Source organism: Corynebacterium aurimucosum, from assembly GCF_046895345.1.
Taxonomy (GTDB): Bacteria; Actinomycetota; Actinomycetes; order Mycobacteriales; family Mycobacteriaceae; genus Corynebacterium; species Corynebacterium aurimucosum_G.
This window is the reverse complement of the sequence record NZ_CP160096.1, coordinates 412,613-437,953: the sequence shown is the minus strand read 5'-3', so window position 1 is coordinate 437,953 and position 25,341 is coordinate 412,613. Positions and strand designations below refer to the sequence as shown.

Sequence of the window (25,341 nt, the reverse complement as noted above, 5' to 3'; positions counted from 1 at the left end):
GTGATAGCCGGCTCACTGCATACGCCTAAAAGTATAGCGAGGCGGTCAAGTTTTCACAGGCCCAGGTTCCCGAAAGCCCCAAAATAGAAACGCCAGTGCATAAAAGAGGCACCTGGGGTAAGGTTTTCCACAGGAACATTTTTTCTAATGCGCGCAGGTCATAAGGTGCTTTAAGCTCCACAAATATGAACGCGCTACAGACTTTCCTCAACGCACTCGGGGCCGGCATCGATGTCGTCGCCGGGTGCGAAGGCATGTCTGAAGCAGACCTCATCGCTGTCGGCTCCCCAGACAAAACCGCGGCGCAATTGGTGCGCTTGCACACGAGCTTCTTTGGCAAGACCTCCATGACGCGGATGCAACGCGACGCGGTGAAAGCTGCGCGCCAACGCGGCCACTCTCTGCCGACACTGGAGGTCATCGACCGCTATGCCCGCAAAGCCAAAACCCAAGCACTGGGCTGGAAACTGCGTCTAGAACTCTGCCGGACGAGCGCCGATACCCTCGCGATGGAAACACTGGCGAAAAAGAAGCTCAAGGAGCACTCGGCACCATCCACGCCGAAAGAGGGCGTGGCTGTTTACCGCCGCCGCAATGCACCGTGGACGATGGCGATAACAGGTCCCTCGCAATTGATTGCAGAGCTTAGCGACGCCGTCGACCGCGAACGCCCCCTCGAGTCCATCCGCGAGGCCTTCTTCAAAGGCGCCGCCCCGCGCCGCGGTCTGCAGACTAATATCCTCGTACCGCTGGAGGCCATGACGAAGATTCTCGACGGTGACGGCGAGGAAATCACCCTCCAAATGACCAATGGCGCCACGATGACCGGCGCGGAATACCTCAACAAGGTCATCGCCGATGAGATCGATAAAGAAGGCGCACTCGCAACCCTTTTCCACCCCTATCACGGACCGGTCAACCTCTACTACGAGGAGCGCTCGGCCAGCATCAAGCAACGCATTATGGCTATGGCCGAGTTCCCAGTCTGCGCGTGGGATAAGTGCATGAAACCGGCCGATGAATGCCAGGTTCACCATCTCATCGCGTGGAAGAACGGCGGGTACACCAACCAAGAAAACTTGGTGATGCTCTGCCCCTATCACAACGGGGTGAACCAAGACGACCCGAATGCGCCGCCGGGCCGTGGCCGCATGGCTCGGGTCGGGGGTAAAGCGAAAAGGACTCACGGCCCTCCCCCACCGCCCACGCCGTTGCAAGCTCCTCCCGGGTTATTCGGCACCCCGGAAAGAAACGACTAGGAGCTACACAACTAGGAGTCTTCGCACAAGCAGCCCTCCACCCAGAATTATCACTGGACCGAGGGCTACTCGTCGTGTCCGAGATACGCGCGCTACAGGTTTTCTGCGGGACCGGGCTACTCATCGTGCTTGCGGCGGAGTTTAATCACGGTGTCTGCGATGAAAAGAACAATGCCCACCCCGGCGGAAGCGAAGAGTAGGTACAAAGACCACTCAGCGGCAGTGAGGATGTAGTTCACGAAGGCCAAGAAAGCGACAAAGGCCAACAGCAATGCGCCGATAAGCATGCGTGCTCTCCTTCCTCCACCAATGACTAAGGGCTCTGTGCTTTACAAAGAATGTATACCTACAAACGTATACCTACATAAAAGAATAACGGCGCCCCCGCAGGGACGCCGTTCATTCACTGATTAATTGTTGGACTTGCCGGGTTCACCGTTGGGAGCAGCGGTGCCGCGGGACTCCAGCTCCTCAAGCTGAGACTGCAGCAGGGTCTTGAGGCGGGTACGGTACTCGCGCTCGAAGGTACGGAGCTCGGAAATGCGAGCCTCCAGAGCGGTCTGCTGCTGCTTGACCGTGTTCATGACCTCGGTGTGCTTCTTCTCGGCATCTGCCTGCAGGGCAGCTGCCTTCTCCTCAGCCTGGCGAATCTGTGCCTCGGCGCGGGACGTCGCGTCAGACTCAGTCTGCTTTGCCTTGTTCTCGGCATCCGCCACCAGCTTCTTGGAGCGGGTATCGGCTTCCTGCAGCTGTGCATCGTAGCGCTTCTGGGCGTCAGCAAGCTGGGCCTTGGAGTGCGAGTCGGCGTCGGCAAGCTGCTTCTCTGCAGCCGTACGAGCCTCAGCGAGCATGGACTCGGAATCAGCCTTAGCCTCGCTGGTAAGACGGTCCGCCATCTCCTGAGCCAGCCCCAGCACGCGGGCGGCCTGCATGTGGGTATCCGGGGTGGCGAGGCCCTGTTCGTTGGACTGAGCAGCGCCTGCACCAGCCACAGCAGCGGCGGAAGAGGCAGTGGTGGAAGCAGCGGAGTTCTTCTTTGCGGACTCCAGCTCCTTCTTGGTGCGCTCCAGCTCCTTCTTGGAGGCCTCGAGCTCACGCTTGGCGGCAGCAGCTTCTTCGCGAGCAGCCTTAAGCTCCGCGGAGTTGTCCTGTGCCTGAGCAGCCGGCGCCTGAGCTGACTGTGCCTGAGCGGCCTTCGCCTGCTCCTGTGCGCGCTTAGTCTCTTCCTTAGCCTTGGCAATCTCGTTCTTGGAGTCAGCCAGCTTTGCTTCGTACTCGGCGCGCAGCTTGGACTCGACTTCCTTACGTACGGCGGCCTCGTCGACCTTTGCGGCAGAAGCGCCGCCAGCAGCGGCGGCCGGAGCCTGAGACTTCAGTTCCTCAACATGGGCGTGGAGATCATCGTTCTCGTCCTGCAGCTGAGCAAGAGCATCCTCAACGAGGTCGAGGAACTGATCGACCTCATCCTCGTTGTAGCCACGCTTGCCAATTGGCGGCTTGCTGAAAGCGACGTTGTGTACATCAGCTGGTGACAGTGGCATTGACTTCTCTTCCCCTTACGAATCGGTCAAACCTCTAGAGGGTCCAGAGGCCGGGTACATATGCGGTTAATAATACGGATTGTGGTAACTGATTGTATCCGAATCAACACATTATCTAACGCTGGCACGAGTCTCAACGTTAACAGGAGGGTTTAATACACCCGTTTATTACATTGCAAGCCCATTGGCGCTGAAAAATAGCCAGCCAATAAGTTGCGAAAGGATGGACAAAAGCAGGAACAAAACGATGATGGAAACGTCGAGCGCAATGCCCCCTAGCTGCAGCGGCGGAATAACCTTACGCAGCGCCTTAACTGGCGGGTCAGTGACGACGAAGAGCACCTCGGCAACCATCATGAACCAGCGGGGCGGATTGAATTGACGCGAGAAGGACTGAATCATCTCGATGACGATGCGCGCCAACAAAATCCACGAGTAAAGACTCACGGCGACGAGCAGAATTGAACCTAAAGCATTCACAGTGCCCGAGCCTATCCGAACCACCCCCGCAGACGGTACTCCCCTGCCCGAGGGTTCGCCCTCGGCGAACAGAGATGGCACCGCGGCAGCCGCACCGCCGCCGAGAATGCCGCTCCGCTTAGACCGCTAGGGAAATGGCGAGAAAACCAACAAACCGCCCCACCGCCCCTTCTCCCCCCTTAGCCAACACAGGGGAGAAAAGGCGCTGAAGCGGTTAAAGCGCGAAGCCTTTAGCGCAGGTGCGCTGCGCGCTCGAGCTCAACAGTGGAGATATCGGCGCCCTTCGGCACGATAGCGAAAACCTTACGGCTGGTGTCCACACCCTTCGTCAGGTTCTTCATGCGGCCTTCCAGCGCAAAGCAGAGGCCAGCAGCGAAGTCAACGAAGCGCTTTGCGGAGCCGCGGTCGGCGTCAGTGAGCTCGAAGACCACTGCGTCACCATCACGGAAGGGGCCGCCAACCTTCGCTGCATCATCGAAGGAAACGAGCGACAGCGCCACGATAGTCGGGACAAATTCCTCTTCCTGCTTCTCGTAGGAAGGTGCATACGCCGGAGCGCTATAAGTGCGCTCATCTGCGTAGTAAGCATCGTCGGCGTCCATGTCCATCGGGCCTAGCCCGAAGAACTCTTTAGTCCTATCAATCAGTGACATTCTGGGTCTCCCTCTGACCTAGTGTGTGCTGTTCATTTGCTGTCTTGTAATGCACTTTTACAATGACAATTAACCTAGCGGGCGCTCTCCCATAATTCCGGTTCCGACACGCACGATATCTGTTCCAGATGCAATCGCTGCCTCCATGTCAGCGCTCATTCCGGCGGACATTTTCAGGTCTCGCCCAAGCTTGGCCGCCACCTCATCCGTCAGTGCCCTCACCTGGGTGAAAACCTCCGCCGGATCGCTCTCCAGCGGTGGAACCACCATGAAGCCACACAGCTGCAGGTTCTCTAGATCTTCGACCAGATCCACCAGTGCAGATACACCCTCTAGCGGGCAGCCGCCACGCGCGGTATCACCGTCGGCGGAAACCTGAATATAGACTGGAAGCGTGTCCTCACGCTGGCCGCGTTCCTGGGCCAGAGCCACGCCGCGGTCGAGTGCTCTGGCGAGCTTTTCTGAGTCGAGCGAGTGAACACTATGCGCCCACCGGGCCACGTGGTTCGCTTTCTTGGTCTGAACCTGGCCAATCATGTGGAACCGCATCTCCGGCAGAGCCTCCGCCTTGGCGCGGGCCTCCTGCTCGCGATTTTCCGCCACATCCGTTACCCCTAGCTCTGCCAGCAACGCGATGTCTTCGACCGGGTGAAACTTCGTCACCGGTAGCAATTGCGGGGCGGGGCGGCCAGCGGCCTCAGCGAAGCGGTGAATATCCGAACGGGTGCGCTCCAGGCCAGCCCACAATTCTTCGCGGCGCTTCGCGCTGCCTTCTGCTGAGTTTTCTGCGCCGCCTACTGTCGACGCTGTGTCCTTGTCCGTCATTAATCCTCCAACCAAATCACACCGGCTTGGCGTCCAGTAACACCCTCGCGGCGATATGAAAAGAAATCTGTGTCCTCAATCGTGCAGCGTGGGTCCGATTCAATTGCCGTAACCCCCATCTCCATCAATTGACGAATCAGCCCAGCGCGCACGTCGACGCCCCAGGTACCCGACGCCGTGCGGGTCTTGGAGCCGGGCAGGTGCTTCTCGACGTCCTCGGCCATCTGGTCCGGAACCTCATAGTTACGCCCAGAAGCGGCCGGCCCCATAAGCACCTGGATCGACGAAGGGGTAGCCCCCAGCTCAATCATCGCGTTGACCGTGTTCCGTACGATGCCATTGCGCGCGCCCAGGCGCCCGGCGTGGGCGGCGCCGATGACGCCCGCGGAGACGTCGACAAGCAGCACCGGCGTGCAATCAGCCACGAGCACGCCCAAGCCCAGGCGTTTTTCGGTGGTCACCACCGCATCGGTGGCCGGCACGGGCTTCTTCGCGTCACGGTATTCGGCGCCCACGACCGTCACGGTATTAGTGTGCAGCTGCTCCATCCACACGATGTCCTCTAAGCCCGTTGCTCGGAGAAGCCTTTCGCGGTTGGCGGCCACAGCGGCGGGGTCATCGCCGACGTGATCACCTAAGTTGAAAGAGTCATAGGGGGACGACGACGCCCCGCCGGCACGGGTTGTAAATACCATGCGGACGGGGCGTCGTGCTGCGTGTGCTTCCTCGTTTACTGGCATGCACTCCAGAGTAGCTGGCTGGGACTAGCGCATAAAGGACGGCACGTCGAGATCGTCGTCGCCATCGTCATCGAAGTCACGGCTGTTACGCTCAGCGGGGCGCGAAAGGCGGTACTCGTCATCGGCACCACGGCGGTACTCTTCACCACGGAAGCGATCCGAGGTGGTAAACAGTCCGCTCGACGGGGCCGGCTCAGCCGGCTGCTCGCGCTCGTAGGAGTGGCGCGGGGTGTACTCGTCGCGGCCGATGCGCTGGGACTCAGCTCGCTGCGGCTCGGCACGGGTGTACTCTTCGCGCGGAGCCTCGGTGCGCGGCGCGTCAACACGGGAAGCAGCAGGAACCTCCTGCTGCGCCTCTGCACGGTTCTCGAAGAGGGAACCCGGGCGTGCGGCCGGGGTAGCCTCCGAACCCTGCTGCTGCGCCTGGCCAGGCTGCGCCGGCTGGGAGGTCATATTAGCCTGCGCGTCGAAGCCGGTGGCGATGATGGTGACGCGAACTTCGTCGCCAAGGTTGTCATCGATGATGGTGCCGAAGATGATGTTGGCGTCCTCGTCGGCGCGCTCCTCCACCATGGAGGCAGCGGCGTTGACTTCGTGGAGGCCCAGGTCGGAGCCACCGGCGATGGACAGCAGCACGCCCTTGGCGCCCTCCATCGTCGACTCCAGCAGCGGGGAGTTAATGGCCTGCTCAGCAGCAGTGAGCGCACGGTTGTCGCCGCGGGCAAAGCCGATGCCCATGAGTGCGGAACCGGCGTCGGACATGACGGAGCGAACGTCCGCAAAGTCGACGTTGATCATGCCCGGGATGGTGATGAGGTTGGTAATACCCTGCACACCATTGTGCAGGACTTCGTCGGCGGCCCGGAAGGCTTCGACGATGGACAGCTCCTCGCCGCCCAGCTGCATGAGGCGATCATTCGGGATGACGATGAGAGTATCGCAGACCTCGCGCAGCTCTTCGATGCCAGCCATGGCCTGACGGGTGCGGCGCGCGCCCTCGAACTTGAACGGGCGGGTAACAACACCGACGGTCAGAGCACCCATCTTCTTTGCGATGGAGGCAACGACAGGGGCTGCACCGGTACCGGTTCCGCCGCCCTCGCCAGCGGTGACGAAGACCATATCGGAGCCCTGGAGGGCGTCTTCGATTTCGGTCTTGTGATCCTCCGCGGAGGTCTTTCCTACCTCCGGGTTAGCGCCGGCACCGAGGCCGCGGGTGGCCTCGCGTCCGATGTCGAGCTTGGTATCCGCATCCGAGAAAATCAGCGCCTGGGAATCGGTGTTGATCGCCACGAACTGGACTCCCTTGAGCCCTTCTTCGATCATGCGGTTGACAGCGTTGACACCGCCGCCGCCGACGCCGACGACCTTGATGTCCGCGAGGTTGTTGCTAGATGAGATCATACGAGGGTCTCTTGCCTTTCGAATAAGGTTTTAATGTAAACGAGGAGGCGCCTCTTTTCGTGAGAGGCGGTTACATCCATCTTTAACGACAACGGGGTAATTTCGGCGCACATTTTGCCGCGTGTCGGTACCCTCAACCTCTACTTTAGGGTTGCTGACATGCGGTTTTCTTAACAGGCGCCCCACCCGTCCCACTCGCGACGCCCCTAGCGGCGAGTCACCAGCGACGGGTTAGAAATGTTCCAGGATTCGCCCTCAAGCTTGAGCACATCTTCGAAAGCAATCGCCTTGTTTTTATTGTCTTCGGAGGCTCCCCAAAAGATGGTTTTCTGATCCTCAGTGTGGAAGGTCAGCGAATACCTGTCTTTGATCTCGAGGGTCGTCACCTTCTCCCGAATCGGCGCGGGGAGGGCTGCAACGGCCTCGACGGCCGCCTGCATCTCTAGGGAGCCGGAGTCTGTGCTACCGGTCAGCTCCACGGCCTCGGGTGGTGCTTCATCTTCCACAAATTCCTTGCCGTGATTATCCACCAACACCGTCGTGCCACCATTGCGAACAAAGGCCACTGCCTCATGTTCGGTGATCTCAATGTGCACCGTCGACGGAAATGCCCGCGATACTGTCGCGCTTTCCACCCACGGGATCGACGCCACGCCCTGCGCGGCCTCACGAGCATCCAAGCGCGCGAGGTTCGAGCCCTTGGCGACGCCACTAGCTTGCTCCACATCCTCAGCAGCAACGTGATCGTTTCCCACCACCTCGAAGGATTTCACCGTGAGGATTGGAAAAAGCCACACTGCTGCTGCAGCGATGACCGCTACAAGTAGCACCACGCCCACCGCGAGCGCCCCAGTCTTTTTAGACATTCGGTTCCTTCGGCTCTTCCGCCTCATCGTTGCGTCCCAGCTCGGACAAAATCTCGCCGGCAACGTAGGTAACCGTGCCCGCACCAATCGTGAGGACGATATCACCTGGCTGTGCCAGGGAAATGACATCGCCAGCGGCTTCGGAGAAATCAGGCTCGAAGATGACCGGCATGTCCTCCGGCATCTTATCGGTGATAATGCGAGAGGTAATTCCTTCAACCGGTTGCTCGCGGGCTCCGTAGATGTCGAGGACGACGGCGGCGTCGGCAAGCGCCAAGGCCTGAGCAAACTCGGCGTCGAACTTCATTGTCCGGGAGTACAGATGCGGCTGGAAGCAGGCAATAACACGCGCCCCTTCATCCTCCGCATCCGCCTTTGCACGGGCCGCATTAAGTACTGCGGATACCTCCGTAGGGTGGTGCGCATAATCGTCGAAGACGCGAATTCCGCGCTCGCTGCCGCGGTACTCGAAGCGGCGGCGCACGCCCGTAAAGTCGGTCAGGCCCGCGGCCAGTTCCGCCGGATCACCACCAACCAGCGCGCCGGCCAACAGCGCGGCCGCCGAGTTGAGCACCATGTGATGCCCGGGGACGTGCAAGTCATAAGACAACTCCTGCGGCGCCTGCCCCGGCAGGGCCAAGCGAACGCGGACGTGCGCGCCGGCGGCGGAGACGGTTTCTTCCAGAATCTCCGCTGTAAGGGGCACAGACGAATCTTCGCCTACCGCACTGCGTGCGCCGTAACCCAGCACCTGAATACCACGCTGTGCTGCGCGTTCGCCGGTAGCGGCCGCCTGCGCGTCTTCAAGGCAAACTACCACGTAGCCGCCCTCAACAACTCGGTCCGCAAAATCATCAAAGACCTGGTAGTAGCTTTCCGCGTTGCCGAAATAATCCAGGTGATCCGGCTCGATATTGGTAATCACCGCCACGTAAGGGCTGTAGCGCAGTAGTGAAGCATCGGATTCATCGGCTTCTGCAACGAAAGCATCACCCGTGCCGCCGTGCGCGTTGGTTCCGGCACGGTTGAGCTGGCCACCGATGGCGAAGGAGGGGTCGAGGCCCGCCTGCTGCAGCGCGGACACCGCCATGGAGGTAGTCGAAGTCTTTCCATGCGTACCAGCCAGCAGGACCTGACGGTGGCCGTCCATCAGCTCAGCCAGCAGATCTGAACGGCGGATGACCGAGATTCCGGCCTCGCGCGCAGCAGTGAGCTCGGGATTGTCTTGTGGGATGGCGGCGAAGGAGGTCACGACCACGGTTGGCTTATCACCAGCCAGGTCAAGGTTTTCAGCGGCATGGCCGATGGCGATGTGCGCACCCATCGTGCGGAGGACGTCGACAGCCGTCGATTTCTTAACGTCCGAGCCGGTGACGACCGCGCCCCGACTAACCAGAATGCGTGCGAGACCGGACATGCCGGATCCGCCGATACCGACGAAGTGGACGCGAGACAGGTCCGTGGTGGCAGGGGTATCAGTCATGGTGAAAAATCCTTCTTTCATTAACCTGTACTGTGCGTCTAGCCGCGGTTCTCGGCGGCGACACGCTGCGCGATGCGGTCAGCGATGATAGCTGCGACCTCGCCGGCTGTGCTGGCGTCAGCGGCAGCACGCATGGCCGTCAAAGTTTCGGGGTGGTCAAGGATAGCGCGAACTTCGGCAACGAGGCGCTCCGAGGTCAGCTCGGCGTCCGGAACCTGGACCGCGGCACCGGATTCCACCAGCGCGCGCGAGTTCAGAGCCTGTTCGCCATTGCCGTGCGGCAGCGGCACATAGAGTGCGGGCAGACCGGCCGCGGAGACCTCTGCCACCGTCATCGCTCCGGAACGGCAGATCATGAGGTCAGCAACGGCCAGAGCGCCAGCCATGTCATCGATATAGGGCACCGCGGTGTAGTGCTCGTGCTCAGCCGGCGCCTCGTTCTTTTTGCCATAGGCGTGCAGCACTTGGAAATCTCGGCACACGTCATCGAGTGCGCCGGCCACGGCAGTGTTGATGCTCACTGCTCCCTGTGAACCGCCGGTCACCACGATTGTCGGGCGATGCGCGTCGAGGTTCCAGTTCTGGCGCGCAGCCGCCGCCTGTGCGCCGTCGGGATCCTCACCCATTCCCGGCCGCACGGGAATTCCCAGGACCTCACCCGGCATACCTGAGCCTTCCTGCGCGTTGATGCCCGTGCCACCGAGGCGCACCCCCAGCTTGTTGGCCATGCCGGCCAGAGCATTCGTCTCGAGCACGAAGAACGGGATGCCCAGAGACTTCGCTGCCAGATAGGCCGGCGCAGCAACGTACCCTCCGGTACCAAAAACCACATTGGCCCCGACGTCCTTCAGAACCGCGCGGGTTTCCCGGACAGACTTGAGGACCCGCCACGGCAGCTTCGCGGCATCGGCGTTGATCTTGCGTGGGACTGGGACCGGCGTAATCATGCGCAAATCGACGCCACGCGCCGGCACGATATCGCTTTCCAAACCTCGTGGGGTTCCTAGAGCGGTCACCCGCGCGCCGTGGCGCTGGCGCAGCTCCTCCCCCACCGCGAGCGCTGGTTCGATGTGTCCGGCAGTGCCGCCACCTGCGATGACGACGGAAATCGGCGTGTCATTCATGCACTACACGCTACCAGCGCCGCGCTTTCTTACCGTCGCTCGCCGCGCCGATACTCCCGGCGATACTCTCGCCGTTGTTCCCCCTGCGGCGTCTGCGAGCGCGACGAGCGTCCCGTTACTGCACGCCCAAATCTTTCCTCGCGGCTGCGCTCAACATGGCGCTGGGAGCGGTCGCGGTGCGCGCGCTGTGAGCGCGTGCCCTCCCCGCGTTCACGCGGGGCCCGGTGTGCCCCGCCGCGACGCTCATTGGGCGGTGTGGGCTCGGGGATGAAGAAGATACGGTCGAAGAGCGGACGCCCAAAGTTCTGCATGGCGGAAACCTGCAGCGGCTCGTGACGCGCCACATTGCACAGCAGGCCCATCGAGCCGATCGTGATCACCGCGGCCGTACCACCCGCAGAAATCATCGGCAGCTGGATACCCGTCACCGGCAGCACGCCGATCACGTAGCCGATGTTAATGAATGCCTGCACGACAACACCCACCGCCAACGTAGCGGCCAGCAAAGACTGGAATTGGTCCTGGGCGCGCGTTGCAGCCCGCAGCCCGAAGTAGCCCAGCACGGCGAACAGCCCGATGACAAGGGCACCGCCCCATAGGCCCAATTCCTCACCAATGATGGCGAAGACGAAGTCATTCTTCGCTTCTGGGAGGTAGAACCACTTGGCGCGTGACTGGCCGAGGCCAACGCCCCAGAAGCCGCCGTCGGCAAGCGAAAGGAAGCCTTGGTAAGCCTGGAAACCGGTACCTTGTGTGTCCTCGATATTGCCGCGCAGCGCATCGAAATAAGTGTGGAAGCGGTGCGAACGGAAGCCGCCGGCCAAGAAAACGGTGACCATGCCGATGGCGCCGAAGACACCGACGACGGTCGGAACACGCCAGTCCACACCAGCGAAGACCAGAGTGAACACGACGATGAGGGCGAAAGAGACACCCATGCCGAGATCGCCTTGGGCCACAATCAGTACAAACATGATGCCGGCAATGATGGAGTACATCATGAAAGGGTCCGTCAGGCGCATCGAACGGTGCGTCTTATCCGCCAGCGCTGAAGCGCCGTACATGCCCACGGCCACACGGGCGAACTCGGAGGGCTGGAAAACCACGCCACCAGGCAGCATGATCCAGGACTGCGAACCGACCTCTGCACGGCCGGTACCAATGCCGGGCACGAGGACGAGGATAAGAAGCAGGATGGATAGCCCCAGAAACCACGGCACGAGTGCCCGGAGCGTGCGGGGCGACATGCGCAGGCCAATCCAAAACACGATGAGGCCGGCGATAACGAGCACGCACTGGCGCAGCGCAGCAGACCACGGGCTATCGGTCTCCGACAGCGACGTCGCCATCGACGAGGAGAAGGCCATGAGCACGCCGATGCCGACGAGCGAAAATATGGCGATGCGCAGCACTAAATAGTCGAGCCCGGGGTAGGCGCGGAGGCGCTCGCGGAGGTCACGCAGGTGGTATCCCAGCGTGCGTTGTGGCTTCTGGGTGCTGGTGGCGGTCACGGGTGCTCCTAGCGCTAGCGGGCGAGGCGGCGGGCAGCGGCGGCAAAGAAATCGCCGCGCTGGCCCATACCGGTGTACATGTCCAACGATGCCGCAGCGGGTGCTAAAAGCACGGTATCGCCGGCGTCGGCGTGTTGCACGGCGGCGGACACTGCCTGTTCCATTGCGGCTTCTGGATCGTGGCTATCCACGATGACGACGGGCACGTGTGGCGCTGCCTTCACGAGGGCTTGGGCAAGCACATGCTTGTCGACGCCCACCAGAACCGCCGCCTTCAGCCGCGCGGCATGGGTGCGCAACAGTTCCGAGACATCAGCGCCTTTTAGCTGGCCGCCGGCCACCCACACCACGGAGTCCAAGCCGCGCATAGCGACCTCCGCGGCATGTGGGTTCGTCGCCTTGGAATTGTCGATGTAGGTCACGCCAGCATGGCGGTGAACAATCTCCCCGCGGTGGCCAGCCACCACGTAGGCGCTAAGTCCTTCGGCAATGGATTCCGGCTGAGCACCGGCGAGAGCCGCGACCGCCGACGCGGCAGCGGCATCCAGCACTCCGGCCAGACCGGAGGGTTGGATGGTGGTGACATCGTCCACCACGACGGACTTCATCCCTGCCACCTCGTTGACGAGGAGGCTGCCGGTGCTCACGCCTGCTTCACCTGCAGCGGGCTCGGCATGGCTGAAAGCAGTTGCGCCGGGAAGAGAGGCAGCGAGCGCCCGAACGTGCTCATCTTCCTTGCCGTAGACGGCATGCTCTCCGCGCAGAATCTTGGCCTTGTCTGCGGCATAAGCCTCGAGGGAGCCATGCCAATCCAGGTGGTCATCGGCGAGGTTGAGCAAAGCACCGACTTCTGGGCGCAGCTGGGAGGACCAGTGCAATTGGAAGGATGAAAGCTCCGCTACGAGGATGTCCACGCGGGGCTCAGCGGCCAAGGCATCAAAAGATGAAACACCGATATTGCCTACGGCTTGGGCGCGCTGTCCGGAGTGTTGCTCGTCAGCAGCCATGATGGCAGCGAGCATGCCTGTGGTCGTGGTTTTGCCGTTGGTGCCGGTGATCGCGAGCCAACGGCGCGGGGCACCAAAAACTTCTGCTTGGTCGAGGCGATAGGCCAACTCCACATCGCCGATCACCTCAAGGCCGCGGGAGGCTGCAGCGGCGAGCAGCGGTGAATCTGGCCGCCACCCCGGCGAGGTGACGACGAGCGAGTACTCAACTAGGTCCACCGCGGAAGTGTCCACGGTGGCAACGCCCAACTCTGCAGCGATACGGCTGCGCGAGTCCGCGTTGCCATCGGCCACCGTTAAGTCCACGCCCAAGCGGGAAAGGACTGCCGCGCACCCGCGGCCAGAGACGCCAGCGCCGGCGATGAGGACGTGGCCGGAAAGGAAGTCTGGGCGCGTCATGCCCCTACTCCTATGCCGGAGGCGGTCAGCCAATCACCGTAGAAGATAGCCACGCCAGCCATCGCCGCCATGGCAGCCAGAAGCCAGAAGCGGACAACGACGGCCGTTTCCGCCCAACCGCCGTTCTCAAAATGGTGGTGGATCGGCGCCATACGGAAGAAGCGCTTTCCTGTGGAATGGAAGACCACGATTTGGATAACAACGGAGACCGTTTCAATAACGAACAGGGCACCGATGATGATCATGAGGAGCTCGGTACGGCTGGTAACGGAAATCCCCGCGACCAAACCACCGAGTGCCAAGGACCCGGTGTCTCCCATGAAGATTTTGGCAGGCGCGGCATTCCACCAGAGGAAGCCCAGGCAGCCGCCCAGTCCTGCGGCCGCAAGCACTGCGAGGTCGAGTGGATCGCGCACCTGATAGCACCCGGCAGCAAAATTAGTGGCGCAGGAATAGCGGAACTGCCAGAAGGTCATCAGCGAATAAGAGCCCATGACAATCGCGGTAACACCCGCCGCGAGGCCGTCGAGGCCGTCGGTGAGGTTCACCGCGTTTGACCACGCCGCAATGAGGATGTACATGAAGATCAAGAACACGATGGTTCCAATGATCGTGCCGCCGACAGCTAGGTCGAAGGTCTTCAAGTCACGGATGAAGGATAGCTTGGTGGAGCCAGGGGTCAGCCCCGCATCGTTGGGGAAACGCAGAACCAAGAAGCCGAAGAGCAGCGCCAGCACGAGCTGGCTAACTAGCTTGGCGGTCTTATTGAGTCCGAGGTTGCGGTGGCGGAAGAGTTTGATGAAATCATCCGCGAAGCCCACCGCACCCAAGCCCAAGGTCAGTCCGAGGACCAGCAAGCCGGAGGCGGTAAAGCCTTCATGTCCTGTCAGCAGGCCGTAGAGGCCAGCCACAACATAGGCCACCAAGATGCCCGCGAGGATGGCAAGGCCACCCATCGTCGGCGTACCGCGCTTGCGCAAGTGAGACTTGGGGCCATCCTCGCGGATCTCTTGTCCGCGGCCGGTATCGGAGAAGTAGCGGATAAGAACCGGGGTGGTAAAGATCGCCACGAGGAAGCTAACCGCACCAGCGATGATGATCTGAGTCACGAGCTTGAAGTCCTTTCTAGCGGCTAGCTGTGGTTCAGCTGTTCCGCGACCAACCAGAGACGTTGGGCATTGGAGGCCTTAATCAAGACCACGTCCTTAACGCTACGGCTAGCCCAATCATCGACCCCAGCCGGGGCCACGCGCAGGATGCCGTCCACCGCCTGTGCGGCGGCCGCGGCATCGGCGCACACCACTGTATTTATACCTTGCTGCTCAGCGGCCTTAGCCATCGCCCGGCAGTTGGGATTCTCCCCTACCGCGATGAGGTGCTCGACGTGGTATTTGGCCAAAAACTCACCGAGCTGGCGGTGCGATTGCTCTGCATCGCTGCCGAGCTCTCCCATCTCCCCCAGCACCGCGATGGAACGGGCGTCGGGGCGCGCTGCTGCGGTATAAGCCAAAGCGGCAATGGCCGCTCTCATCGAATCGGGGTTGGCGTTATAGGAGTCATCGATGACGGTGACACCATCGCGGCGGGTACGCACGTCCATGCGGTGTTCGGAAGCGAGGCGGTGGCCGGACAGCGCAGCCGCCACCGTGTCTGCCGACACCCCCAGCTCGATGGCTGCGGCGGCCGCGGCCAGTGCATTAGACACCTGGTGGGAGCCAAAGACTTGGAGCTTCACAGCAACGGGTTCGGCATCCGGGCTGTGCAGGGTAAAGGAGGGACGAGCGACGTCATCGAGCACGATGTCGGTGGCATAGTACTGCGCTGCCGGGGCACCTCCGCGGCGATTTTCCGTGGAGTAGTACACCACTTTGGCCTCCGTGCGTGGAGCCATGGCAGCGACGAAAGGATCATCGGCGTTGAGGACGGCTACGCCGCCTGCCTCCGCGTTCGGCAGCGCCTCCACCAGCTCTCCCTTGGCCTGAGCGATATTCTCGCGTGAGCCAAATTCGCCGAGGTGCGCGCTACCAACGTTCAGGACCACGCCGACGCGCGGCGCGGTGATTTCGGTGAGGTGACGGATGTGCCCGATGCCGCGGGCCGACATCTCCGCCACCAGGTAGCGCGTATGCTCATCGCACCGCAGAGCCGTATAGGGCAACCCGATTTCATTGTTGAAGGAGCCGGGCGGAGCGACAGTCTCCCCCACCTCGCGGAAAATGGTGGCAATGAGGTCCTTGGTAGACGTCTTGCCGGCCGAACCGGTGACACCGACAATAGTGAGTTCCTGCTCTGCGGCAAGGCGCTGCGTTACTGCACGAGCAATCGCAGACAGCGCTGCGACAACGGCGGCCGCAGACCCATCTGTATCGTTGGCGTAAATATCTGCGTTGGCACCGTCACCCTCAACGCGCCCGTGGGGTTCGACGACTATCGCCGGAACGCCCACCGGCCGCGCCGCCAAGACGGCAACGGCGCCTTTATCAATTGCGGTGGTGGCGTAGTCATGGCCATCCACGCGGGCTCCGGGCAGCGCTACAAAGAGGCTGCCTGGGGTGACCTTGCGAGAATCGAATTCGACAAAACTAGTCACCTGGGTGTGTGGATCATCGACGCTATCCAGGCGGCCGCCCGTGATCTCAGCGATCTCAGCGAGGCTTAACGCAATCATGCTTGCTCCTTGGATTCTTCGGTACTACTCAGGGTAGTCGCAGTAGTCACGGCTTCAAGGGCTCGAGCCATCTCTTCGCGGTCATCGAAGTGATGGACGGTATCGCCAATGAGCTGGCCTACCTCGTGACCCTTGCCAACGACGATGACGGCATCACCCGGCTGCGCCCACGCCACGACTTCATCAATAGCTTTGGCGCGGGAGCCTACCTCACGGATATCAGCCGCTGGGTTTGCCTCCTGGGCGCCCGCAAGCACGGCCGCACGGATGGATGCCGGGTCTTCGGTGCGGGGGTTGTCATCGGTGACGACAACAAGGTCCGCGCCCTTCGCCGCGGCCGCTCCCATGAGCGGACGCTTGGAGGAATCGCGGTCGCCGCCCGCGCCGACGACGATGCCGATGCGGCCCGTGCTGCTTTCCAACTGCGTGCGCAGGGTCTCCAGAACGGCCGCGATTGCAGCCGGCTTGTGCGCGTAATCCACCACAGCCACAAAGTCTTGGCCGCGGTCAACACGCTCCATGCGGCCCGGGACCGCGACCTTTTCTACACCTTCGAGGAAGACCTGCGGCTCGATTCCAAGTGCGGCGGCCATCCCCGTGGCGAGAGCCGCATTGGCGATGTTGAAGGTACCCGGCATAGGCAGGCGGAATTCAAACGTTCCGGCATGCTCACCGGAGGCAAGCGTGAGTTCCACCTGCTGTGCACCGGTGACCTCAGTGCTGAGCTGACGGCCAGTGATATCGGCATCGCTTCCTTGCGAGGTCGTTGATACCCGGATCACCGGGCGTGCTGCGGCGCGCTGCGCCATACGAAGCCCCCATTCGTCATCGACGCAGATGACGGAGCGGTCGGCGGCTTGGGGGCCGTCGAAAAGCAGGGCCTTGGCCTCAAAGTAATCTTCCATCGTCGGGTGGAAGTCCAGGTGATCCTGGCTCAGGTTCGTAAAGCCACCCACGTCGAAGCGTGTTCCCTGGACTCGGCCTAAAGATAGCGCGTGGGAGGAGACCTCCATCACCACGTGCGTAACTCCCTCGGACACCATGCGCGCAAAAAGCTCCTGCAAGGTCGGTGCCTCCGGAGTGGTCAAGGAAGTCGGGACCGGCTCCCGGTTAATGCGGGTACCCGTCGTACCAATGAGCCCCACCGAATAGCCCGCGTGCAAGAGGCCTGCTTCGAGGAGGTAACTCGTGGTGGTTTTGCCTGAGGTACCCGTCACCCCGAGGATGGTGAGTTTCTGCGTGGGGTGGCCATAAATCTCCGCGGACACAGTTCCGAGGATGGCGCGGATATCCTCCACCACAAGAAGCGGCCGCTTCTCTCCGGCGTCGTCGAGGATACGCTGGCCTTCGGCGTCAGTGAGAATGGCTGCGGCCTCCGTATCGGCGGCAAAGCGCGCGCCGTGAACCCGTGTGCCCGGAAGCGCCGCGAACAGACCACCGGGCGGCAGTGTCGAAGAGTTTAGTCCACAGGATCCAACAGTGGTCGTGGCATCCCCGATCACTGTGCCCCCAGAAATCTCTGCTAGGCGCTTCAGGGTGGTGCTGCTGGTCACGGTGATTCCTCTTCTCTGTTTCTCTGTCTCTAGGTTTTCGATATGTGCTTTTCGCTGTGAAAGCTGACTACTCGGCGCGCAACGTCAGCTGCGGTGCTGGCGGAGAGGGCGGGATATTGTCGCGGTCAAGGAGCCAGGATGCGATATCGCTGAAAACTGGGGCCGCTGATTGGCCGCCGGATCCGTCGTCGTTGACACCGGATTCCGGCTCATCGAGCATGACGGCGACGACGAAGCGGGGGTCGTCGGCAGGCGCAATGCCCGCAAACGTAATCCAGTATTTGGAATTGGAATAAGCCCCAGTGTCCTCATCGACTTTCTGCGCGGTACCGGTCTTGCCGGAGAGCTGATAGCCCTCAATATTGGAGTTGCCGGCGGTACCGTTATTCAGACCCTGCGGATCATCCTGGAAGACCGCTCGGAACATGTCGACGACGGTGCGTGCGGTTTCAGCACTGACCACGCGGGTGGTCTCGGGCTCCTCCAGCTCTTCCTTCGTCCCATCCGGCGCGGTAATCGAGTCAATGATACGCGGCTCGATGCGCTCGCCGTCGTTGGCGAGAGCCTGGTAAATAGACGCCAGTTGCAGAGCAGTCCATGACTGGCCCTGGCCGATGGGCAGGTTAGCGAAGGTACCGCCGGACCACTGCGAACGATCGGGAACCAGTCCCGGGGACTCGTTGGGCAACTCGATGCCGGAGGTCTGCCCAAGCCCAAACTTCTTCAGGTAGTCGGCATATTTATCTTGGCCAAGTCGATCCGCCAACATCAGCGTTCCTACGTTCGATGACTTACCGAAGACGCCGGTCGTGGTGTAGGGCTCAACGCCGTGCGACCAAGCATCATTAACAGTCACGCCGGCCATGTCGATGGAGCCGGGCACCTGCAAAACCTCATCCGGGTCAGTCAAACCCTCTTCGATGGTCGCGGCAGCAGTAATAATCTTCGCCACCGAGCCGGGCTCGAAGGGGTGCGAGACCGCCAGGTTATCGAAGGTCTTGTCCTTCTGGAGCTGTTTTTCGATGTCCTTGTTCGGATCAACCGTCCCAGTATTCGCCATAGCTAAGACCTGTCCGGTAGCGGCATCCAGCACGACCGCCTCAGCGCTTTTCGCCTTCGAGTTAGCCTTTGCCTTTTCCAGTTTCTGCTGCACGTAGGTCTGCAAATCAAGATCCAACGTCAACGTGACATTTTTGCCATCAGTGGTGGGTACCTGATCACGGAGGCTACCGGGAATCACCTGACCATTAGCCGAAACGTCTTCGGTGGAGCTGCCATCAATACCCGTGAGGGTGGTATCACCGGAGGCTTCGAAACCGAACTGGCCTTGGCCGTCCATGGATACCTTGCCGATGACGTTCTCCGCGATAGCACCGTTGGGGTACTGGCGGATTTGCTGCTCATCGGCGGCAAGGCCGTGGTATTCCTCGGAAATGGCTACCGCGACATCTGGGTCGACATTACGCACGAGGACCTCATACTGGGTGTCGGCACGGAGCTTGTCCAGAATCTGCTCCGGATCCACGTCGCCAGCATCGATTCCGGCATCCTTCAACTTGCTCGGAATCCCCTTCGACATTTCGGTGAGCCGCTCGGTCACTTTGTTGTCTAGGTAGGAATTCTTCGCGTCGGGAGCCAAGGACTCAAACTCGGCCTCCCCGGTGGCCTCCTGCTCTTCCTGCTCACGAAGCTCATCGCGCAGGCGAGTCGGTGAGACGGTCAATGAGCGAGCACGCATGGTGTAGGCCAAACGCTGGCCATCGCGCGCAAGGATTTCACCGCGCCCGGCGGTATCGACGTACACGCGGGTTCGCTGCGCTGCTGCCTTCGCTGCCAGGTCTGGACCCCACACAATCTGCACCCAGGCAAGGCGCCCCATCCAGGCCAGCATGATGACGAGCAACACCGCCGCAATGACGTGAACGCGCTGGCGCATCGTCTTTTGCTGGCTCAGGAAAGGCTTGCCGGTACGCGGATTCCGGGAGCGGGTCGCGGGAACGACGCGGTCGGCGTCGTAGCGCTGCCGTGGTTGGTGAGAGGCACCGCGTGGCTGAGTGGCACGGGCGGCAGGAGCGCGCCTCGGGCGCCGGCCACCGGAGTGTGGTGGGGTCACACGTCACCTTTCTGTCTGCAGCGAGGGTAGGTAAGTAAACAGCTGAATGTCTTGCCCCACGCTTGGCGCGTGGTAGAGACAGTCTCATCCCGAATTGTGCCCTATTATCGCCGCCTGCCCACGCAGGCACGCGCGAAGCGGGAGGGGGATTCTATCCCCGCGCCGCGTAGGGAGCCTGGGCCGGAATATCCGGCAGCTCAACGTTCTCCTCCCCTGGCTGGCCGCCTTCGGGGCTATCCTCCGACTGCGTGTCAGTGGAAACGGCACCTCCGCCTTCGCGGTTGCGCTCGCTGAGCGTCGGGCGGGCGTTGAGGTTGTCGGACATGTTGGCCGTCGCATTCGGGTCACTGGAAGCCTGGCCTGGGCGGACGGGCTCACCGTTGACATCGATGACTGATTCCATATCCGGGGTTGCCTCGCGCTTGTGCTCGATGTTGCCGTCTGCGCCAACCTCCACAACGCCCGGCTGGACCGGAATGCCCATCTTGGCTTCGTGGGCGCGGCGAGAGACATCCGAAGCCGAACGAACGTTTTCCAAGTCTCGGTTCAGGGTTTCCAGCTGGTTATCCAGCGTGGATTCCTGGGCGGTGAGCTCCTGAATCTTGAAGGTCTGGGACGTGGACAAACCCGACAGCCACATGGCTGCGGCCACACCCGTAATCAGCAGAGCAATGGCGGTGAAGGACAAGCGCGCGAAGAGGCCGGTAACCCGCGTGGGCTGTGCGACACGACGCCCACGATTGCTTACGACCTGCTTCGAACCGAGGCGGCTTCCCCGCAGGCCGGAACCAACGCGGCGAGTAGGAACAGTGCCGCGGTGCGGGGTGCGGCTCGGCAGCGGGGTGGTACGGCGCCCCCGTTCAAGCAGCGCGGTTCCTTGGCCCGTGGCATCGGCTCCGGTGGTGAAATCGCGGCTTGCACCCATGGTGTGGGTCCTCTCGTGGTCGCGGCGGTGGGGCGCCTGTGCGGTACGGTCTCTCAGCGTCATGGCCTACCTCCCGGTTCATGAAAAGACGGCGTCCCCTCAAGGCGTTCGAGCGCGCGTACACGGACGGATGCTGCACGCGGGTTCTCCGCAATCTCTTCCTGGCTCGCCTTCTCCGCACCACGCGTCACCACGGAATAATGAGCCGCGGTCCCGGGCAAATCCATGGGCAGGCCCGCTGGAGTGGTCGAGGTGCTGAGCTTGGTGAAAGCATGCTTGACAATGCGATCTTCGAGCGACTGGTAGCTCATAAACACCGCACGTCCGCCAATAGACAAGGCATCCGTAATCACAGGGATAACCTGCTCAATAGCCTCAAGCTCACGGTTGACCTCAACGCGCAGCGCCTGAAAGGTTCGCTTCGCCGGGTGGCCACCGGTGCGGCGCGTTGCTGCGGGGATGGTGGCGTACAACAAGTCGACCAAGCGCGCGGAGTTGCTAAAAGGTTCCTTTTCCCTTTCCCGCAGAACCGCGGATGCGATTTTGCCGGCGAAACGCTCATCGCCATAGGTCTTTAAGATGCGTGCCAAGTCGCCGTGACTATAAGTATTGAGAATGTCGGCGGCGGTCGTCCCCTGGCGCGGATCCATGCGCATATCCAGCGGGGCGTCAGTCTTGTACGCGAAACCGCGGTCAACCTGATCCAACTGCATGGAGGACACTCCGAGATCAAATAGCGCCCCAGCAATTCCGTACTCCCGCGCGATGGCGAAGAGTTCGCCCTCACCCTCCGCGATGGCACGCCCCACCTCATCGAAACGAGCGTTGACGCCCACGAAACGGTCGGCGAAGGGGCGGAGACGTCGAGAAGCATTGCTCAACGAAGCAGAGTCACGATCCACGCCGATGATACGAACGGAGGGGAAGGTGGTGAGAAAATATTCGCTGTGGCCACCCGCGCCCAAGGTACCGTCAACGATGACGGCGTTCTCCCCTGCTGCTTCGACAGCCGGAGCTAGCAACTGGGCCATGCGCGCACGCATGACGGGGACATGGCCGTGATTGTCGCTCACGTCGTAGTTTATGGTGCCGTCGTGCTCCACAGTCGCTGTCCCCCTTTCCGTTCAGGCGCTTAATGCTGCGGTCTGATGTTCTCGATAAAAAGCGAGTGCGTATAGGGCCCTGTCCGAGGAAGGGTTCTGATGTCGGGGAAGTACACCAGCTCATCCTCCTCGGGCAGAGTCCGTACACGCACTCTTGGTTCGCCGGGAAAGCTTTAGAGCAGCCCAGCAAGTACGTCATCGGCGTCTGCCGCCGAGTAAGCATCTTCAGTTTGCGCCTGGTATTCAGCCCACGCGGCTGCGTCCCAGATTTCGAGGAAGTCGACCGACCCCACAACCACGCATTCCTTTGTCAGGTTTGCGTACTCACGGTGGCCTGCAGACAGCGTGATACGCCCGTGCCCATCGGGGCGCTGCTCGTCCGCACTTGCTGCCAAGTTACGGATGAACGCACGCGCGTCCGGGTTGGTGCGTGACACAGCCGCCGCCTTCCTTGCTCGTGCCGCGAATTCCTCCCGCGGGTATACCGCAAGCGAATGGTCCTGACCTTTAGTGACCATGAGGCCACCGGCCAGTTCTTCGCGAAACTTCGCTGGAAGCGTGAGCCGCCCTTTGTCATCGAGCTTGGGAGTGTAGGTGCCGAGAAACATCCCCGGTTCCACCTTCCTGTCACTCGAAAACTCCGGATTCCTCTCGCGACAAGAGAACAACTCTCCTCCGCTGCGCCCCACTCTACCCCACTTTCCCCCACCGCCCACACCTTTAACTCCCCCCTTTCCCGCGTGTCACGGAAAACATGCAGTTAGACAGGCGTTTTTTCGGTGGGAAGTTTTCCCAACACACTCTTGACATACCCCCTAAGCGCGCATTTCATCCCCTTATTCACACCTGCAACTTTCACCCCTTTAGGGAGATTTCTCCCCCGCATTCACACAATCCTGCGCTTTATACGTGCGTTACCCCGCAGTCAAGCACCCCAGACTCCACCGTCCCACAGGCTCACACGGGGCCAGTGGGGGAAAGTGGGGAATTTAGGGAAACTGCCCAGAAAGCCGTTTCTCGCGACAGCATTTTTAGAAACACAGTGTTTCTATCCCACATTTGACGGGGATGTCGTTCCAACAGATTCCCATCCGCTAGGAAGATCCACCATGTATCTAGCTTGGCGCGAGATGCTCTTCGCGCGTACCCGCTTCCTCCTCATGGCCGTTGTCCGCGTCCCGATGTCCACGCTCGTCGTCATCATCTCCGACCTCACCGCAGGTATGGTCAACGACGGAGTCTCCGGACCGAAGGCCATGGACAGTGCCGTCGTCACCTTCGCCGACGGCACCCAAAAGGACTCCGCCTTCACCCGCTCCGTAATCGATGCCTCCGCAGCCGAATCCTTCCCTCACCTCGATGACGTAGACCAGGCTGCCCCCTGAACCCACGAAACGCCTCCGCGCCTATGTGGACGCCACACTCGAACCCTTTGTTCATGGGGCCCACGGTCATTTGATGACTGCCGCTCAGCACTTCCCCCAAGCTTTTGCTGACGAGGAAGTGCAACGCTCTCATGGCGGCTTCGCCTCCATCGTTGATGCGTTCTGTCCCGGTATTTCCGCGGTAGACATTTCGCTGCTCAACGCCGCTATCCTTCGGGCTTCAGAGCTAGCGGAGCGCTTTCCGGAGCAGCTCGATAGCGTGACACAGACTCTCTATGCAATGGCCGGTGCCATTGTGCCCCCAACTTCCTCCGCGGATGAGAGCAGACCAGGGCAGATAAAACCGACTAAGAACAGCTAAGAGCAAAACAGCCCTCCGCGAATTAACGCGGAGGGCTGCGGGGCGCAGAGTACAGCTATCTATGCAACGCCCATGAGCGCCTTATTTGGGGCCTAGCGTTCTTCAAAGCGACGGCGGAAATTGTCTTCCAGGCGGTTTCCAACGCCGCTGCCGCCCTTCTTGGATTGCTTGCTGCGTCCGCGCGCAGGGGCCTGCGTGCCGACTGCAACCAGAGAATCTTCAGACTTTCCGCGCAGCATCCAGACACCGGAGCCGAACATAACGAGGAAGCCAAGGACGGAGAGGCTGACAAACCACAGAGATTGCTGAGCCAACGCGATACCGCCCACCATCATGCAGAGGCCAACAACAATCAAGGCCACGCCGCGGAGGGTGAGGGCACCCGAGTTTCCGCCGAAAGAAGTTTCACCGGACACAGACGCGCCAAAATCAGGATCATTGGCCAGCAACGACTGTTCAATTTCACGCAGCGCTTGCTGTTCGTGCTCAGAAAGGGCCACAGCGTCCTCCGTAATGGGTTGGGGTTTAGGTAGTAATACTGGGAATGTGGATTACTACCTCTATAACGTCAAGGATAGCGAGATAGTTCCCACAAAGACAGTCCATAATTTGGCCACACTACCCCTCACGGCCTATGAACCCGGCCCCAACCTTAGGCCGCCATTGGCCCGAAGCCCAGCTCGGACTCAGTCGCATCCACATAACGTGCGGCAAGCGCTAAGTACTGATAAACCGAATCCGGCTCAGGGACCGGATCTAACCCAGAGGCCACACGTGAGCGCACTCGGGAGTACTCCTTAAACTCCTCTGCCCACTGCGCATCAGCCGGGCCAATGAGAGCCACCTGCTCCCAGGCGGAAGTAGGCAAGCGCCGGCGGCGCGACACCGTGGACGCCGCCACGCGTGCCCCGGCTGCACGTAACGAAGCGCGGTAAGCCATTTCCAATGCATCTGCAAAGCTTCCCTCCGCCGCGCTTCTCCGCGCATCCGCTAAGAGATCTAGTGCTTGGTTCACAAAACGGTCTCGCTGCACCCGCTGCATAGCCTCACGGTTCCGGCTGCGGGCCGCCGCTGTTGCTGAGATTACCTGTGCCATGTCCTCTCCCCCTTGGGCTTCTTCCTCAGTTTGTCGATAAAGACTGTGCTGTTGATGCTGTTGATTTTCTGCTGTTGTTCGTTGTTGCGATTCACCTTAAAACCACCTTCCTACATCCACCTCTAATTTTAGAGCAGGTGTTCGAATTAAACAATAGGTGCAAAGCACTATTTCGAATATTTTCGAACACGCACTCCACGATGCTTGATGAAAGTTTTCCCGAGTGCTTTCACATACCGCGAGAATCTGTTGTTATTAGACATGTGAGTTACACGCTGCGCCGCTTAAGCCCCCAAGAATTCGCCATTGCCCTCCCGCACTTGGTGGATATCTACATTGCAGCGATGGACTACAACCCCTCGGTGCGCGAGGGGTCCATCTCACGATGGCGCGCAGATCTCATACGCCCAGGGTTTTCCTGCGTTGTGGCCACCGATGAATATGGCATCGCCGGCTTTGCCTACGGCTTCCTAGGCACCCCCGATACCTGGTGGGATAAACAGCTCCGCCGTGCACTCGCCGCCTGCGGCGGCCCTACCCCAGAGCAAGAAGAGATTCTCCACAATTACTTCGAGCTGGCAGAAATCCACGTGCTCCCCGTGAAACAAGGTGACGGCCTGGGCCGCGCACTACTAGAAGCCTTAGCTTGGAATCTTCCCGCTCGCTATATTTTGCTCTCCACACCGGAAGTTCCTCATGAAGCCAACTCCGCCTTTGGGCTCTACCGCAAGATGGGCTTTGGCGATTTCCTGCGCGACCTCCATTACCCCGCTGATTCCCGCCCCTTCGCAATCCTGCAATCTACTGTGCCGCTCACGCCAACCGACGCCACTTAACCTGGCGCC

General features: G+C 61.0%; 25 protein-coding genes. 4 read left to right on the top strand and 21 right to left on the bottom strand.

The annotated features are described in order from the left end of the window. Positions 1–185: 185 nt before the first annotated feature. Positions 186–1,259: an HNH endonuclease signature motif containing protein gene (locus ABZS45_RS02200; RefSeq protein ID WP_412100508.1), complete on the top strand. Its 1,074-nt coding sequence runs from the start codon at positions 186–188 to the stop codon at positions 1,257–1,259. Between the two features lie 116 nt (positions 1,260–1,375). Here the strand turns inward: ABZS45_RS02200 and ABZS45_RS02195 are convergent, their stop codons facing one another. The 19 genes from ABZS45_RS02195 to mraZ form a co-directional block, all read right to left on the bottom strand. Continuing rightward, positions 1,376–1,546, bottom strand: coding sequence for a hypothetical protein (locus ABZS45_RS02195; RefSeq protein ID WP_167595650.1), 171 nt, complete (start codon positions 1,544–1,546; stop codon positions 1,376–1,378). A gap of 123 nt (positions 1,547–1,669) precedes the next feature. Further along, positions 1,670–2,800, bottom strand: a complete 1,131-nt coding sequence (locus ABZS45_RS02190; protein WP_412100506.1) for a DivIVA domain-containing protein — start codon at positions 2,798–2,800, stop codon at positions 1,670–1,672. A 168-nt stretch (positions 2,801–2,968) separates the two neighbouring features. Beyond that, on the bottom strand, positions 2,969–3,280 hold the full coding sequence (locus tag ABZS45_RS02185; RefSeq protein ID WP_070445308.1) for a YggT family protein: 312 nt from the start codon (positions 3,278–3,280) through the stop codon (positions 2,969–2,971). Between the two features lie 230 nt (positions 3,281–3,510). Beyond that, positions 3,511–3,933, bottom strand: a complete 423-nt coding sequence (locus ABZS45_RS02180) for a cell division protein SepF (protein WP_167595652.1) — start codon at positions 3,931–3,933, stop codon at positions 3,511–3,513. Between the two features lie 69 nt (positions 3,934–4,002). Then, positions 4,003–4,758 (bottom strand): YggS family pyridoxal phosphate-dependent enzyme, encoded by a 756-nt coding sequence (locus ABZS45_RS02175; protein WP_412100504.1) that lies wholly within the window; start codon positions 4,756–4,758, stop codon positions 4,003–4,005. After that, a complete protein-coding gene (gene pgeF, locus ABZS45_RS02170; protein WP_412100503.1) occupies positions 4,758–5,498 on the bottom strand; it encodes a peptidoglycan editing factor PgeF in 741 nt (246 codons plus the stop codon). Before pgeF ends, ABZS45_RS02175 begins: the two co-directional genes overlap by 1 nt. Before the next feature lie 24 nt (positions 5,499–5,522). After that, complete coding sequence (gene ftsZ, locus ABZS45_RS02165; protein ID WP_412100502.1) at positions 5,523–6,902, bottom strand: cell division protein FtsZ; 1,380 nt, start codon at positions 6,900–6,902, stop codon at positions 5,523–5,525. A 206-nt stretch (positions 6,903–7,108) separates the two neighbouring features. Next, positions 7,109–7,768: a cell division protein FtsQ/DivIB gene (locus tag ABZS45_RS02160; protein ID WP_412100501.1), complete on the bottom strand. Its 660-nt coding sequence runs from the start codon at positions 7,766–7,768 to the stop codon at positions 7,109–7,111. Further along, the gene (gene murC / locus ABZS45_RS02155) at positions 7,761–9,251 is read right to left on the bottom strand and encodes a UDP-N-acetylmuramate--L-alanine ligase (protein WP_412100499.1); all 1,491 of its coding nucleotides are present in this window, start codon (positions 9,249–9,251) and stop codon (positions 7,761–7,763) included. The genes ABZS45_RS02160 and murC overlap by 8 nt, the downstream gene beginning before the upstream one ends. Before the next feature lie 38 nt (positions 9,252–9,289). Next, complete coding sequence (gene murG, locus ABZS45_RS02150; RefSeq protein WP_412100498.1) at positions 9,290–10,375, bottom strand: undecaprenyldiphospho-muramoylpentapeptide beta-N-acetylglucosaminyltransferase; 1,086 nt, start codon at positions 10,373–10,375, stop codon at positions 9,290–9,292. Between the two features lie 29 nt (positions 10,376–10,404). Then, on the bottom strand, positions 10,405–11,886 hold the full coding sequence (locus ABZS45_RS02145; RefSeq protein ID WP_412100496.1) for an FtsW/RodA/SpoVE family cell cycle protein: 1,482 nt from the start codon (positions 11,884–11,886) through the stop codon (positions 10,405–10,407). A gap of 14 nt (positions 11,887–11,900) precedes the next feature. Beyond that, positions 11,901–13,292 (bottom strand): UDP-N-acetylmuramoyl-L-alanine--D-glutamate ligase, encoded by a 1,392-nt coding sequence (gene murD / locus ABZS45_RS02140; protein WP_412100495.1) that lies wholly within the window; start codon positions 13,290–13,292, stop codon positions 11,901–11,903. Then, positions 13,289–14,401: a phospho-N-acetylmuramoyl-pentapeptide-transferase gene (mraY, locus tag ABZS45_RS02135; RefSeq protein WP_412100493.1), complete on the bottom strand. Its 1,113-nt coding sequence runs from the start codon at positions 14,399–14,401 to the stop codon at positions 13,289–13,291. Before mraY ends, murD begins: the two co-directional genes overlap by 4 nt. 23 nt (positions 14,402–14,424) lie before the next feature. After that, on the bottom strand, positions 14,425–15,960 hold the full coding sequence (locus ABZS45_RS02130) for a UDP-N-acetylmuramoyl-tripeptide--D-alanyl-D-alanine ligase (protein ID WP_412100492.1): 1,536 nt from the start codon (positions 15,958–15,960) through the stop codon (positions 14,425–14,427). Beyond that, positions 15,957–17,513 carry a UDP-N-acetylmuramoyl-L-alanyl-D-glutamate--2,6-diaminopimelate ligase gene (locus ABZS45_RS02125; protein ID WP_412100490.1) on the bottom strand — a complete coding sequence of 519 codons (1,557 nt, stop codon included), beginning with the start codon at positions 17,511–17,513 and terminating at the stop codon, positions 15,957–15,959. The genes ABZS45_RS02130 and ABZS45_RS02125 overlap by 4 nt, the downstream gene beginning before the upstream one ends. Before the next feature lie 67 nt (positions 17,514–17,580). Next, positions 17,581–19,449, bottom strand: a complete 1,869-nt coding sequence (locus ABZS45_RS02120) for a peptidoglycan D,D-transpeptidase FtsI family protein (RefSeq protein ID WP_412101124.1) — start codon at positions 19,447–19,449, stop codon at positions 17,581–17,583. Between the two features lie 328 nt (positions 19,450–19,777). Continuing rightward, complete coding sequence (locus tag ABZS45_RS02115; RefSeq protein WP_412100488.1) at positions 19,778–20,614, bottom strand: hypothetical protein; 837 nt, start codon at positions 20,612–20,614, stop codon at positions 19,778–19,780. Continuing rightward, positions 20,611–21,654, bottom strand: coding sequence for a 16S rRNA (cytosine(1402)-N(4))-methyltransferase RsmH (rsmH, locus tag ABZS45_RS02110; protein ID WP_412100487.1), 1,044 nt, complete (start codon positions 21,652–21,654; stop codon positions 20,611–20,613). The genes ABZS45_RS02115 and rsmH overlap by 4 nt, the downstream gene beginning before the upstream one ends. Before the next feature lie 173 nt (positions 21,655–21,827). Then, on the bottom strand, positions 21,828–22,262 hold the full coding sequence (gene mraZ, locus ABZS45_RS02105; RefSeq protein ID WP_010190539.1) for a division/cell wall cluster transcriptional repressor MraZ: 435 nt from the start codon (positions 22,260–22,262) through the stop codon (positions 21,828–21,830). Between the two features lie 501 nt (positions 22,263–22,763). Here mraZ and ABZS45_RS02100 point away from each other — a divergent pair. Both ABZS45_RS02100 and ABZS45_RS02095 read left to right on the top strand, forming a co-directional pair. Then, complete coding sequence (locus tag ABZS45_RS02100) at positions 22,764–23,039, top strand: hypothetical protein (protein WP_412100486.1); 276 nt, start codon at positions 22,764–22,766, stop codon at positions 23,037–23,039. A 73-nt stretch (positions 23,040–23,112) separates the two neighbouring features. Next, the gene (locus tag ABZS45_RS02095) at positions 23,113–23,400 is read left to right on the top strand and encodes a hypothetical protein (RefSeq protein ID WP_412100485.1); all 288 of its coding nucleotides are present in this window, start codon (positions 23,113–23,115) and stop codon (positions 23,398–23,400) included. A 92-nt stretch (positions 23,401–23,492) separates the two neighbouring features. On the opposite strand, the gene ABZS45_RS02090 is transcribed toward ABZS45_RS02095, so the two are convergent. After that, positions 23,493–23,900 (bottom strand): DUF3040 domain-containing protein, encoded by a 408-nt coding sequence (locus tag ABZS45_RS02090; RefSeq protein WP_412100484.1) that lies wholly within the window; start codon positions 23,898–23,900, stop codon positions 23,493–23,495. 152 nt (positions 23,901–24,052) lie between these two features. Then, positions 24,053–24,496, bottom strand: coding sequence for an SAV_6107 family HEPN domain-containing protein (locus ABZS45_RS02085; RefSeq protein ID WP_412100483.1), 444 nt, complete (start codon positions 24,494–24,496; stop codon positions 24,053–24,055). A 263-nt stretch (positions 24,497–24,759) separates the two neighbouring features. Here ABZS45_RS02085 and ABZS45_RS02080 point away from each other — a divergent pair, with 263 nt between their 5' ends. Beyond that, positions 24,760–25,332: a GNAT family N-acetyltransferase gene (locus tag ABZS45_RS02080; RefSeq protein WP_412100482.1), complete on the top strand. Its 573-nt coding sequence runs from the start codon at positions 24,760–24,762 to the stop codon at positions 25,330–25,332. Positions 25,333–25,341: the final 9 nt, after the last annotated feature.

Coding starts and splice junctions, on each gene's coding strand:
- ABZS45_RS02200 (WP_412100508.1), top strand. CDS start 186: ATGAACGCGCTACAGACTTTCCTCAACGCACTCGGGGCCGGCATCGAT.
- ABZS45_RS02195 (WP_167595650.1), bottom strand. CDS start 1,546: ATGCTTATCGGCGCATTGCTGTTGGCCTTTGTCGCTTTCTTGGCCTTC.
- ABZS45_RS02190 (WP_412100506.1), bottom strand. CDS start 2,800: ATGCCACTGTCACCAGCTGATGTACACAACGTCGCTTTCAGCAAGCCG.
- ABZS45_RS02180 (WP_167595652.1), bottom strand. CDS start 3,933: ATGTCACTGATTGATAGGACTAAAGAGTTCTTCGGGCTAGGCCCGATG.
- ABZS45_RS02175 (WP_412100504.1), bottom strand. CDS start 4,758: ATGACGGACAAGGACACAGCGTCGACAGTAGGCGGCGCAGAAAACTCA.
- pgeF (WP_412100503.1), bottom strand. CDS start 5,498: ATGCCAGTAAACGAGGAAGCACACGCAGCACGACGCCCCGTCCGCATG.
- ftsZ (WP_412100502.1), bottom strand. CDS start 6,902: ATGATCTCATCTAGCAACAACCTCGCGGACATCAAGGTCGTCGGCGTC.
- ABZS45_RS02160 (WP_412100501.1), bottom strand. CDS start 7,768: ATGTCTAAAAAGACTGGGGCGCTCGCGGTGGGCGTGGTGCTACTTGTA.
- murC (WP_412100499.1), bottom strand. CDS start 9,251: ATGACTGATACCCCTGCCACCACGGACCTGTCTCGCGTCCACTTCGTC.
- murG (WP_412100498.1), bottom strand. CDS start 10,375: ATGAATGACACGCCGATTTCCGTCGTCATCGCAGGTGGCGGCACTGCC.
- murD (WP_412100495.1), bottom strand. CDS start 13,292: ATGACGCGCCCAGACTTCCTTTCCGGCCACGTCCTCATCGCCGGCGCT.
- ABZS45_RS02130 (WP_412100492.1), bottom strand. CDS start 15,960: ATGATTGCGTTAAGCCTCGCTGAGATCGCTGAGATCACGGGCGGCCGC.
- ABZS45_RS02120 (WP_412101124.1), bottom strand. CDS start 19,449: ATGCGCCAGCGCGTTCACGTCATTGCGGCGGTGTTGCTCGTCATCATG.
- ABZS45_RS02115 (WP_412100488.1), bottom strand. CDS start 20,614: ATGACGCTGAGAGACCGTACCGCACAGGCGCCCCACCGCCGCGACCAC.
- mraZ (WP_010190539.1), bottom strand. CDS start 22,262: ATGTTTCTCGGCACCTACACTCCCAAGCTCGATGACAAAGGGCGGCTC.
- ABZS45_RS02100 (WP_412100486.1), top strand. CDS start 22,764: ATGTATCTAGCTTGGCGCGAGATGCTCTTCGCGCGTACCCGCTTCCTC.
- ABZS45_RS02095 (WP_412100485.1), top strand. CDS start 23,113: ATGACTGCCGCTCAGCACTTCCCCCAAGCTTTTGCTGACGAGGAAGTG.
- ABZS45_RS02085 (WP_412100483.1), bottom strand. CDS start 24,496: ATGGCACAGGTAATCTCAGCAACAGCGGCGGCCCGCAGCCGGAACCGT.